Genomic DNA, 12048 nt, shown 5'->3' on the forward strand with positions numbered 1-12048 from the left:
TATGAGTAAGATTATTGGAATCGATTTAGGAACAACAAATTCATGCGTTTCTGTAATGGAAGGTAATGAAGCTGTTGTTATCCCAAACGCAGAAGGTAAACGTACGACACCTTCAGTTATCGCTTTTGTAGAAGGAGGCGAAATTAAAGTTGGAGATCCAGCTAAAAGACAAGCAGTAACAAACCCAACAAAAACAGTTTATTCTATTAAACGTTTTATGGGTAACAAATATTCTGAATCTAAAAAAGAAGCAGAACGTGTACCTTACAAAGTAGTAAAAGGAGATAATGACACACCACGTGTTGATATTGATGGTCGTTTATACACACCACAAGAATTATCTGCAATGGTATTACAAAAAATGAAAAAAACTGCTGAAGACTACTTAGGTCAAGATGTATCTGAAGCAGTAATTACAGTACCAGCATATTTTAATGACTCGCAAAGACAAGCTACTAAAGAAGCTGGTGAAATTGCAGGACTTAAAGTACGTCGTATTATTAACGAGCCTACTGCAGCAGCATTAGCTTATGGTATGGACAAAAAAGGTACAGACCAAAAAATAGTTGTATTTGACTTTGGTGGTGGTACGCATGATGTATCTATCCTAGAATTAGGAGATGGTGTATTTGAAGTATTATCTACAGATGGAGATACGCACTTAGGAGGAGATGACGTTGATCAAAAAATTATAGACTGGTTAGCAGACGAGTTTAAGAACGAAGAAGGAATGGATTTAAGAGAAGATCCAATGTCTTTACAACGTGTTAAGGAAGCTGCAGAAAAAGCTAAGATTGAATTATCATCTTCTGAGCAAACAGAAATCAATTTACCATACATTACAGCTACAGCTAGTGGACCAAAACACTTAGTACGTACTTTAACACGTAGTAAATTTGAACAATTAATTGACGATTTAGTAAAACGTACTATTGAGCCATGTCAAACTGCATTAAAATCTGCAGGTTTATCAAAATCTGATATTGATGAAGTTATTTTAGTAGGTGGATCTACACGTATACCAGCAGTACAAAAAGCAGTAGAAGCATTTTTTGGAAAAGCACCAAGTAAAGGAGTAAACCCAGATGAGGTAGTATCTTTAGGAGCAGGAATCCAAGGAGGAGTTTTAACTGGAGATGTAAAAGATGTATTACTATTAGACGTTACACCTTTATCATTAGGTATCGAGACTATGGGTAATGTATTTACTAAGTTAATTGAAGCAAATACAACAATACCAACTAAAAAGTCTCAGGTTTTCTCAACAGCAGCAGATAACCAACCATCAGTAGAGATTCACGTATTACAAGGTGAACGTGCTATGGCAGCAGATAATAAAACAATTGGACGTTTCCATTTAGACGGTCTTCCACCAGCACAAAGAGGAACACCTCAAATTGAAGTAACTTTTGATATTGATGCTAACGGAATTATTAAAGTATCTGCTACAGATAAAGCTACAGGAAAATCTCAAGATATTCGTATTGAAGCGTCTTCTGGTTTAACTGAAGAAGAAATTCAAAAAATGAAAGCTGATGCTGAAGCAAATGCTGAAGCAGATGAAAAAGCAGCAGAAACAGCTAAAAAATTAAATGAGGCTGACTCTATGATTTTCCAAACAGAAAATCAATTAAAAGAATTTGGTGACAAATTATCTGATGATAAAAAAGCACCAATTGAAGCAGCTTTAGCAGAATTAAAAACAGCTTACGAAAGTAAAGATCTTGCTGTTATTGAGCCAGCGTTAGAAAAAATTAACGAAGCTTGGAAAGTAGCAAGTGAGGAAATGTATAAAGCTCAAGCAGAAGCACAAGGTGGTCAGCCAGGTCCAGATGCAGGAGCAGGAGCAGACAACTCAGCAGAAGGAAACGATGTTGAAGATGTAGACTTTGAAGAAGTAAAATAATTATAGATCTGATTAAATATCAGAATCACATAATATTTAAAACGCAATCATTAATTTGGTTGCGTTTTTTTGTTTTCAATCATGCAAAAAAAACTATGCATGCATAATAAATTTATTCCTATATTTGTATATATAATAAACTGAACAATGGAAACTAAATTAACTCAACTATTAAATATAAAATATCCTATAATACAAGCACCAATGTTTTTAGTGTCTAATGTTGCTATGGTAACAGAGGGAATGAAAGCAGGTGTTGCAGGTTGTATTCCTGCGTTAAATTATCGTACTTTAGAAGAGCTAAAAGCTGCAATTAAGCAATTAAAAGCTAATAAAGTTGAAGGAGGATCTTTTGGATTTAATTTAATAGTTAATAAATCTAATATTAAATATAAAGACCAACTTAGAGTGTTGTGTGAGGAAGGATGTGATTTTATTATAACATCTTTAGGTAGTCCAGAAGAAACCATTAATCAAGCACATAAAGCAGGAATAAAAGTGTTTTGTGATGTTACGGATTTACGTTTTGCTAAAAAGGTAGAACAATTAGGTGCAGATGCTGCGATAGCAGTTAACAATCAAGCAGGTGGACACAGAGGAAACATCTCTCCACAAGAATTAACTAGTCAATTAAGTAAAGCTTTAAGTATACCAGTGATTTCAGCAGGTGGAGTAGGATGTAAAGCAGATATTGATACAATGCTTAGTTATGGAGCAGAAGGTGTATCTGTAGGTAGTCCTTTTATAGCATCAGTAGAAGCAGGTGTTACAGATGAGTATAAGCAAGCATGTGTTGATTATGGAGCAGAAGACATTATAATGACAGAACGTATCTCTGGGACACCGTGTACAGTTATTAATACACCTTACGTACAGAAAATAGGGACTAAACAAACGTGGTTAGAACGTGTATTAAATAAAAATAAAAAATTGAAAAAATGGGTTAAAATGATTCGTTTTTCAATAGGAATGAAAGCTACAGAAAAAGCAGCTAAAAAGGCGACTTATAAAACGGTTTGGGTTGCAGGTCCTAGTATCGAGCATACAAAAGAAATTTTACCAATAAAAGACATTGTCTCTAACTTGACAAAATAGATATTGACTATGGCTATCGATTCAAAATTTATAATAAAGTTTTTACAGGTAGCCTTAGCTTGTTTTATTTTAGGAGTAGGTGTTATTTTTTTTACATTAATATATGAGAAAAAAGAAGATGTTTCAGATATTAAACCTTATTCAGAATATTTGAATATTCCTTTCAAATTAGATGATTATGCAACCATACAATGGTCTGATACTAAAATAAGGTTTTCGCATTATAGTTTAAATCTAAACGAAGCTTCAGATTACGACAGGGAAGACATAAAATCTGTCAAAGTTTATAAGCCAGGCGAAACTATTACTTTTCATAAAGCAAAAAAGTTTTCTCACCTTCATACAGGCACAACCTATTATCTTATAGGTCGTGATACTATAGATACAGGAGAAGTTATTGAATTTGAATATCATTATTCAAGTGGACTTTCTCCTTTTTCAATCAATTAGTAAAGCCCCTAAGGTCAAGCTTATTTTTCCGAATTATAATTCCTACTTTTGCAATCTAAAATAATATAAGTGCAAAAAATAACCATAGCAATAGACGGTTTTTCATCTACAGGAAAAAGTACTGTAGCCAAACAATTAGCAAAACATTTAGGATATGTATATGTAGATACAGGAGCTATGTATAGGGCTGTTACATTATTTACTATGCAAAATGGATGGATTGATAATAATCGGTTTGATGTGGTTGCTTTAGTGTCGCATTTAGATGCTATTACAATTAATTTTCAATTTAATCCAGAATTAGGTTTTGCAGAAGTGTATTTAAACGGAAACAATGTAGAGCATCAAATAAGAACACTTGAAGTCTCTAGTTTTGTTAGTAAAGTTGCAGCAATTCCTGAAGTCCGTTATCAGTTAGTAAAACAACAACAACAAATGGGCAAAGATAAAGGTGTTGTTATGGATGGTCGTGATATTGGTACAGTCGTTTTTCCTTATGCAGAACTAAAAATATTTATGACAGCTTCAGCAGATAAACGTGCTAAAAGACGTTTTGATGAGTTGGTAAGTCGTGGTGATGAGGTTGATTATGAAGATGTTTTACGTAATGTCCAAGAGCGTGATTATATTGATAGTCACAGAGAGGATTCTCCTTTAGTAAAGGCAGACGATGCTATAGAGATTGATAATTCTGATCTCACTTTAAAAGATCAGTTTGATAAAGTTTTAGATTTAGTAAAAAAACAATTAGTAGTTAAAGACTAAATATTAAAACATAAAAAAAGCGAATTGATAATTAACTATCAATTCGCTTTTTTAGTTACTTATAATAAGCCTATAAGTTAGGTATTTTTAATTCTTGATCTACTTTAATCATGTCAGGATTATCTAAGATATCTTTATTAGCTTCAAAAATAGCAGTGTATTTAGCAGCATTACCATAGTAATGTTTAGCAATTTTACCTAAAGTATCTCCACCAACAACAGTATGTCTAGCATAAACAGAGTCATCTGCAACTTCAATATTAGCTAATATGTCAGAAGGGCTATCTCCACCAGCTTCTTTGATAGCATCCCAAATAAGGTTTTTCTCATATTGTGTAGCAGCAGTTCCTTTTACTTTTAATACACCATTCTCTTCAGTAACGTTTCCGTTAGCGATATTTAATTTTTCTCCTAAATCAAGTACACCTTGATATTTTGCTCTTACAGCCATAAAATATTTGTTTTAATTTATTAATCAGTTTAAAGATAGTAATTAATATAGCAGAAATATTAACAAAATATTACTTTTGTTAAAAGTTAGATAAAGTGTTTGTTTTGTCGGTTAAAGTGTTTTAAATGTGTTTTCTTAGAATATTTTAAAGTATTAAAAATCAGTATTTTAATATTTTTTAATAACCATTAGGCAGTATGATTAAAAAGTAGTATTTTTGCACACCTTTTTAGCGCATATAAGAAAGATAGGAAGGGACTAAAACAATTTTATTTATAACACTTCTGTGTGTTAGCGCATCTAATCTTCTTAAACACAACAGAATACAAATTATTATCTGCAATGGCTGAAAAAGCAAAACAAGCAGAAGTTGAAGCTCAAGCAGCAGCAACAGCAAAACAAGACGCTCCAGTAATATCTGAAGCACAAGCAAACCCTGAAAAATTCTTAGCTGAGTTTAACTGGCACAACTACCAAGAAGGTATTGATGAGGTTGAAGATTCTCAATTAAAAGAATTTGAAAAATTAGTATCAGAAAATTTCGTAGACACTTTAGATGATGAAGTTGTAGAAGGAGAAGTAATTCATATTACAGATCGTGATGCAATCATTGACATCAATGCAAAATCTGAAGGTGTAATTTCATTAAACGAATTTAGATACAATCCTGACTTAAAAGTAGGAGACAAAGTTGAGGTATTAATTGATGTACGTGAAGATGCAACAGGACAATTAGTATTATCTCACAGAAAAGCTCGTGTAATTAAGGCTTGGGACAGAGTAATCAAAGCTAACGAAACTGGAGAAATCGTAAACGGTTTTGTAAAGTGTCGTACTAAAGGTGGTATGATTGTAGATGTATTTGGTATTGAAGCTTTCTTACCAGGATCTCAAATCGATGTTAAGCCTATTAGAGATTACGATCAGTACGTAAACAAAACTATGGAATTTAAAGTTGTTAAAATCAACCACGAATTCAAAAACGTAGTAGTATCTCATAAAGCTTTAATTGAAGCTGATATTGAAGAGCAAAAGAAAGAAATTATCGGTCAATTAGAAAAAGGTCAAGTACTAGAAGGTGTTGTTAAAAACATTACTTCTTATGGTGTATTTATTGATCTTGGAGGAGTTGATGGATTAGTTCATATTACAGATTTATCTTGGTCTCGTATCAACCATCCAAATGAGATTGTTGAGTTAGATCAAAAATTAAATGTTGTAATCTTAGACTTTGATGAAGATAAGTCTAGAATCCAATTAGGTCTTAAACAATTATCTAAACATCCATGGGATGCATTAGGTGAAACTGTTGCTGTTGGAGATAAAGTAAAAGGTAAAGTTGTTGTAATCGCTGATTATGGTGCATTTATCGAAGTTGCAGAAGGTGTTGAAGGTTTAGTACACGTGTCAGAAATGTCATGGTCTACTCACTTACGTTCGGCTAACGACTTTGTAAAAGTTGGAGACGAAATTGATGCAGTTATCTTAACATTAGACAGAGAAGATCGTAAAATGTCATTAGGTATCAAGCAATTATCTGCAGATCCTTGGACAGATATTACAACTAAATACCCAGTAGGTTCTAAGCACACAGGTATTGTACGTAACTTTACAAACTTTGGAGTATTTGTTGAATTAGAAGAAGGTATTGATGGATTAATTTACATCTCTGACTTATCTTGGACTAAGAAAATCAAACACCCATCTGAGTTCTGTAACGTAGGAGACAAATTAGATGTTGTTGTATTAGAGTTAGATGTTGAAGGACGTAAATTATCTTTAGGTCACAAACAAACAACTGAAAACCCTTGGGATAAATACGAAACTGAGTTTGCTTTAGATACAACTCACACAGCTGAAATCGCTGATGTTGTAGATAAAGGAGCTACTATTGAATTTAACGAAGATATCGTTGCTTTTGTACCTTCTCGTCACCTTGAAAAAGAAGACGGTAAGATGTTAAAGAAAGGTGATTCTGCAGAATTCAAGATTATCGAATTTAACAAAGAATTCAAACGTGTTGTTGCTTCTCACACTGCTATATTTAAAGCAGAAGAAATGGCAAATGTAAAAGCTGCTGCTAAGAAAGCTGCTGCTCAAGCTGAAGAGTCTAAACCTACTTTAGGTGATGCTAACGAAGCTTTACAAGCGTTAAAAGATAAAATGGACGGTAAAGCATAAGCTTTAAGTTTATATCTTATATTAAAAAAGCCTCTCAGCAATGAGAGGTTTTTTTATTTTATATAACATTTGTAAATTATCCTATTTCAATTTTTAAATTGAAATAATGAATAATAACGATTAAGTCCACAATAACAAGATTAAATGTTAAAGTTTTATATGTTTAATAGTTTTTTATTTGTAATTACCTTACTTTTAGAATGATAACACAGTGATTATATGCAAAAAACTACTTTAATTTTTTTATTGCTCTTAATAATATCCTTTTCAACGATAGGTAGAACTAGCTATTTTATGACAGAAAATAATACTACTGCTTTTGTCAATTCTAGTATTATTAATACCTCATTGGATAATAACTTAAGTATCCAAGACCCTAAACTCAATTACTTTGTAAAACAAGATCTTATTAAGATTACTAATAATACAAGTTTTAAAGAATATGAAGTATATAATATCTTAGGAAAAAAAGTGCTCCAAAAAAAGGATCATAAATATATAGAAACTATTAATATTTCTGATTTAGCAAAAGGAGTATATATTCTTAAAATGTCAAATAACAATACTTTTAAAACTTTAAAAGTTATAAAACAATAAACACTATATTTTAATTATTATAATCAATAAAAAAAACAGAAAGTAAATAGCTTTCTGTTTTTTTATAGAAAATTTTTCAAGTATTACTTCAGTAATTGCAAACACTGATTTTTTAGCTTAACTTTGTTAACCAAACCCGTTTGGAACACTATGAGTCAAAAAGTGCTACTTAATGCTACAGAAGTCAATATTATACTACACAGATTGGCTTGTCAGCTTATCGAAAATCATAATGATTTTTCAAATACCGTATTAATTGGTTTGCAACCAAGAGGAAAATATTTGGCAAATCGTTTGGCTGGAATGCTTAAAGATGAGTATAAAATCAAGAATTTACAATTAGGTCATTTAGACATTACATTTTATCGTGATGATTTTAGAAGAGGTGAAAAACCTCTAGAGGCTAATAGTACAGAAATAAATGTACACGTCGAGGATAAAAAAGTTGTTTTTATAGATGATGTTTTATACACAGGACGCAGCATACGCGCAGCATTAACAGCAATACAGTCTTTTGGAAGACCAACCGAGATTGAACTACTTACACTAATAGACAGACGTTTTAGTAGACACTTGCCTATACAACCAAATTATAGAGGACGTCAGGTAGATGCTATAAATAACGAGAAAGTAAAAGTAAATTGGTTAGAAAATGAGGGTGAAGATGCAGTTTACTTAATACAAAATTAGGGTTACATTAAATTAATTGACTAACAGGTAATTAATTTTACCACTAGAATACTAAATACTATGAGCGAGTTAAGTGTCAATCACTTATTAGGAATTAAATATCTAAACAAACAAGATATTGAGCTTATTTTTAAAACAGCCGATCATTTTAAAGAGGTGATTAATCGTCCGATTAAAAAAGTACCTTCATTACGTGATATTACAATTGCCAATTTATTTTTTGAAAACTCGACTCGTACCAAATTGTCTTTTGAATTAGCAGAAAAACGTTTATCTGCTGACGTGATTAACTTTTCAGCATCTCAATCTTCGGTTAAAAAAGGAGAAACTTTAATAGATACAGTAAATAATATATTATCCATGAAAGTGGATATGGTAGTCATGCGTCATCCAAATCCAGGAGCAGGTGTGTTTTTATCTAAGCATGTTAACGCAAGTATAATTAATGCAGGAGATGGTGCACATGAGCATCCAACCCAAGCTTTATTAGATAGTTATTCAATAAGAGAACGATTAGGGGAAGTTAAAGGAAAAAATGTAGTTATAGTTGGAGATATTTTGCACAGTCGTGTAGCATTATCTAATATATACGCATTAAAATTACAAGGTGCTAATGTTATGGTTTGTGGACCAAAGACATTATTACCTAAACATATTGAAAAATTGGGAGTGACGGTTGAAACCAATTTAAGAAAAGCATTAAATTGGTGTGATGTTGCAAATATGTTACGTGTTCAAAACGAACGTATGGATATTAGTTACTTTCCATCAACCAGAGAATATACTCAACAATTTGGAGTTAATAAAGCGCTTTTGGACAGTCTTGACAAAGAGATTACTATTATGCATCCAGGACCAATTAACAGAGGTGTGGAAATTACTAGTGATGTTGCAGACTCAAAACAAGCTATTATATTAGATCAAGTACAAAATGGAGTAGCAGTAAGGATGGCAGTAATCTACTTGTTAGCCTCTAAAATAAAACAATAATTATGATTATAGATCAAAACGAAAATACGACCATAATTACCCAAGAAAATGCTTCGGTTATAGAATTGGTTAAAAAAATTGAAACGTTGTACCCAAAATATAAAAACAATAATATTATTGTTAATTTAAACACAGGTACACCAATTTCCTTAGAAAAAATAATAGAATTTTTAAGATTGTCAAATCAACATCGTTCAGCAAAACATTCATTTGTAATTGTAAACGAAGGTATTGATGTAGATAAAACTCCTGATGAAATTATCATAGTACCAACTTTACAAGAAGCCTATGATATTATTGAAATGGAAGATATGGAACGTGATTTAGGATTTTAAATAATGAAATTAAATATTCTAGGCTGTTACAGTGCAACACCACGTACATTTACTAATCCAACTGCTCAAGTTTTAGAAATAAACAATCATATTTTTTTAATTGATTGTGGAGAAGGTACTCAAGTACAATTACGAAAAAATAAAGTTAAGTTTAACCGTATTAAACACATTTTTATTTCGCATTTACATGGTGATCATTTTTTTGGTTTAGTTGGTCTAATTTCAACTTTTAGATTATTGGGACGTGATACAGATTTACATATTTATGCTCCTAAAGGATTAAAAGAAGTAATAACACTTCAGATGAAATTGTCTAATTCATGGACCAATTATAATCTGTATTTTCATGAATTAACAAGTAAATCTTCTGAAATTATTTTTGAAGATCAAAAAGTTACTGTCCAAACCATACCATTGGATCATCGCGTATATACTAATGGATTTTTATTTAAAGAAAAAGAAGGAGAGCGTAAGTTAAACATGAACGCTGTATTAAATAGTAACATTGATGTATCTTATTATCGTAAATTAAAACAAGGCTTTGACGTAACAAATGAAGCTGGTACGTTAATTAAAAATGATACAGTTACTTTTCCTCCAAATAAGTCTAAAAGCTATGCTTTTTGTAGTGATACAGCTTACAACGAAGCTATAGTACCAATTATTGATGAAGTAGATGTATTATATCATGAATCCACATTTTTAGAACAACACGCTAAGTTAGCAGCACCAACAAAACATAGTACAGCTAAACAAGCTGCAAGTATAGCTAAACAAGCTAATGTTGGGCAATTAATATTAGGACATTATTCTACAAGATATTCGGATTTAAATGTTTTTAAAGAAGAAGCTCAAACAATATTTGATAACGTTAAGTTAGGTGATGATGGTAAAATATTTGAGTTTTAAAGTTTAAAACGCTTATTAACCATTATCAAACCAACAATAATAACCAAAACAATAATTATTGTATTACAATACATAATTGTACTATCGCTAATTAAACACATTGTTAATATTGCATAATTAATAATACAAAAGACACCTAAACCTATAAGCAAACGTTTTAAAAAGTTGGATAAACTAACAATATCAATCTTAGCTTTTTTGTCTTTTGGTAATGTGTTATAACCAGCAATTAATTCAGGATATTTTTTAACTAAATAACCAGTAATAATTAAAATTAAACTAAGTAGTATTTGTGAATAAACCATATACTAAAATAGTAAAAATTCTTTTAAATATATAAATTACAGTCATGGAAAAAGACTTGAGTAACTATAGAAAATCTTACGAAAAAGGAGAACTACTCCTTAAGGACACTCCAGAAAATCCTTTTGAATTGTTTAGAACATGGTTTAATGATGTAGACAAGCATTTTCCAGAAGATGAAACTAACGCAATGACATTATCTACAATAGGAGTAGATGGATATCCTAAAAGTAGAGTAGTGCTGCTTAAAAAGTTTACTTATGAAGGTTTTATCTTTTATACAAATTACGAAAGTGAAAAAGGAAAAGCTATACAACATAATCCTAACGTATGTTTATCATTTTTTTGGCATGGAGCCGAAAGACAAATTATTATTAAAGGTAAAGCTACTAAAATAGCAGATAATTTAAGTGATGGATATTTTGAATCCAGACCACGAGGTAGCCAACTAGGTGCAATTGCATCCAACCAAAGCAGTATTGTTGAAAACAGAATAGTTTTAGAGCAAAAACTAAAGCAATTAGAAGTAGATTATGAGGGTAAGACTATAGAAAGACCTGATTTTTGGGGAGGTTTTATTGTTAAGCCTATTTCTATCGAGTTTTGGCAAGGAAGACCTAACAGGTTACATGACAGAATCTTATATGATTTAGACGCTCAATTCAATTGGGTTAAAAATCGATTATCGCCATAATTTTTCCGATAATATGTAAGTAAAAACACTAAAACATCGACGAAATGCACTGATTAACGTTAAAATACATGTTTTTAATCGATTTTAACATTTTATTAACAGTTTTATAGATAGTAGTGTTCTACTTTAGTGATATCAAACCAATAGAACACAACAAAATGAGACGTTTTACTTACCTACTTGCTGTTATTTGTTTTACAATTACATTGTCTTCTTGCTCATCTGATAGTGAAGATCAACCTAACCAGGATGTTAATGCATTAGTTATTCCTGAGTCTAAACCAATTGAAATTGAAATTTTGGAGTTAATTAATCAACACAGAATTAGTATTGGTTTAAATAGTTTAGAGAGTCACCTATTAATTAAAGGTCAGGCGTATTCTCATACAGACTACATGGTTGATGTTAGTGAAGTAAATCATGATAATTTTTTTAGCAGAAAGTCATTTTTAGTAGACAATGCTAACGCTATTAAAGTATCAGAAAATGTTGCTTATGGTTTTACAAGTGCTGAGTCAGTAGTTAATGCATGGTTAAATAGTGAAGGACACAAAGGTAATATTGAAGGAGACTACACAGATTTTGAAATTTCTGCGGAATTAGGTAAAAATAATAAGTGGTATTTTACCAATATATTTATGAAAAGATAAAATTTATTCAGTATATATTTAAAAGCCTTTCC

General features: G+C 31.2%; 14 protein-coding genes. 12 read left to right on the forward strand and 2 right to left on the reverse strand.

Features of this window, described 5'->3' with window-relative positions; all coding sequences use genetic code 11:
- Position 1: 1 nt before the first annotated feature.
- The 4 genes from dnaK to cmk all read left to right on the forward strand — a co-directional run bounded on the left by dnaK (position 2) and on the right by cmk (position 4216).
- Positions 2 to 1906, forward strand: coding sequence for a molecular chaperone DnaK (gene dnaK / locus ITB9_RS01745; RefSeq protein ID WP_028290782.1), 1905 nt, complete (start codon positions 2 to 4; stop codon positions 1904 to 1906).
- A 147-nt stretch (positions 1907 to 2053) separates the two neighbouring features.
- Positions 2054 to 3001, forward strand: coding sequence for a nitronate monooxygenase family protein (locus tag ITB9_RS01750; RefSeq protein ID WP_054850886.1), 948 nt, complete (start codon positions 2054 to 2056; stop codon positions 2999 to 3001).
- Between the two features lie 9 nt (positions 3002 to 3010).
- Positions 3011 to 3451 (forward strand): hypothetical protein, encoded by a 441-nt coding sequence (locus ITB9_RS01755; RefSeq protein ID WP_054850887.1) that lies wholly within the window; start codon positions 3011 to 3013, stop codon positions 3449 to 3451.
- 69 nt (positions 3452 to 3520) lie between these two features.
- Complete coding sequence (cmk, locus tag ITB9_RS01760; protein ID WP_054850888.1) at positions 3521 to 4216, forward strand: (d)CMP kinase; 696 nt, start codon at positions 3521 to 3523, stop codon at positions 4214 to 4216.
- Positions 4217 to 4286: 70 nt separating this feature from the next.
- On the opposite strand, the gene ITB9_RS01765 is transcribed toward cmk, so the two are convergent.
- Complete coding sequence (locus ITB9_RS01765; RefSeq protein WP_028290777.1) at positions 4287 to 4667, reverse strand: LysM peptidoglycan-binding domain-containing protein; 381 nt, start codon at positions 4665 to 4667, stop codon at positions 4287 to 4289.
- 342 nt (positions 4668 to 5009) lie between these two features.
- Here ITB9_RS01765 and rpsA point away from each other — a divergent pair, with 342 nt between their 5' ends.
- The 6 genes from rpsA to ITB9_RS01795 all read left to right on the forward strand — a co-directional run bounded on the left by rpsA (position 5010) and on the right by ITB9_RS01795 (position 10369).
- Complete coding sequence (rpsA, locus tag ITB9_RS01770; protein WP_028290776.1) at positions 5010 to 6848, forward strand: 30S ribosomal protein S1; 1839 nt, start codon at positions 5010 to 5012, stop codon at positions 6846 to 6848.
- 294 nt (positions 6849 to 7142) lie between these two features.
- Positions 7143 to 7445, forward strand: coding sequence for a T9SS type A sorting domain-containing protein (locus ITB9_RS01775; RefSeq protein ID WP_054850889.1), 303 nt, complete (start codon positions 7143 to 7145; stop codon positions 7443 to 7445).
- Between the two features lie 150 nt (positions 7446 to 7595).
- Positions 7596 to 8135: a bifunctional pyr operon transcriptional regulator/uracil phosphoribosyltransferase PyrR gene (gene pyrR, locus ITB9_RS01780; RefSeq protein ID WP_028290774.1), complete on the forward strand. Its 540-nt coding sequence runs from the start codon at positions 7596 to 7598 to the stop codon at positions 8133 to 8135.
- A 60-nt stretch (positions 8136 to 8195) separates the two neighbouring features.
- Complete coding sequence (locus ITB9_RS01785; RefSeq protein ID WP_054850890.1) at positions 8196 to 9125, forward strand: aspartate carbamoyltransferase catalytic subunit; 930 nt, start codon at positions 8196 to 8198, stop codon at positions 9123 to 9125.
- Positions 9126 to 9127: 2 nt separating this feature from the next.
- A complete protein-coding gene (locus ITB9_RS01790) occupies positions 9128 to 9460 on the forward strand; it encodes a hypothetical protein (protein WP_028290772.1) in 333 nt (110 codons plus the stop codon).
- 3 nt (positions 9461 to 9463) lie between these two features.
- A complete protein-coding gene (locus tag ITB9_RS01795; protein ID WP_054850891.1) occupies positions 9464 to 10369 on the forward strand; it encodes a ribonuclease Z in 906 nt (301 codons plus the stop codon).
- Here the strand turns inward: ITB9_RS01795 and ITB9_RS01800 are convergent.
- Entirely contained in the window at positions 10366 to 10674 is a 309-nt protein-coding gene (locus ITB9_RS01800) for a DUF3784 domain-containing protein (protein ID WP_054850892.1), read from the reverse strand. The two genes, ITB9_RS01795 and ITB9_RS01800, sit on opposite strands and share 4 nt — an antisense overlap.
- A 44-nt stretch (positions 10675 to 10718) precedes the next feature.
- Here ITB9_RS01800 and pdxH point away from each other — a divergent pair, with 44 nt between their 5' ends.
- Together pdxH and ITB9_RS01810 are read left to right on the forward strand one after the other, a co-directional pair.
- On the forward strand, positions 10719 to 11366 hold the full coding sequence (pdxH, locus tag ITB9_RS01805; RefSeq protein ID WP_054850893.1) for a pyridoxamine 5'-phosphate oxidase: 648 nt from the start codon (positions 10719 to 10721) through the stop codon (positions 11364 to 11366).
- A gap of 158 nt (positions 11367 to 11524) precedes the next feature.
- A complete protein-coding gene (locus tag ITB9_RS01810) occupies positions 11525 to 12016 on the forward strand; it encodes a CAP domain-containing protein (RefSeq protein ID WP_054850894.1) in 492 nt (163 codons plus the stop codon).
- Positions 12017 to 12048 lie beyond the last annotated feature (32 nt).

This window comes from Olleya sp. ITB9, assembly GCF_001315805.1.
Taxonomy (GTDB): Bacteria; Bacteroidota; Bacteroidia; order Flavobacteriales; family Flavobacteriaceae; genus Olleya; species Olleya sediminilitoris.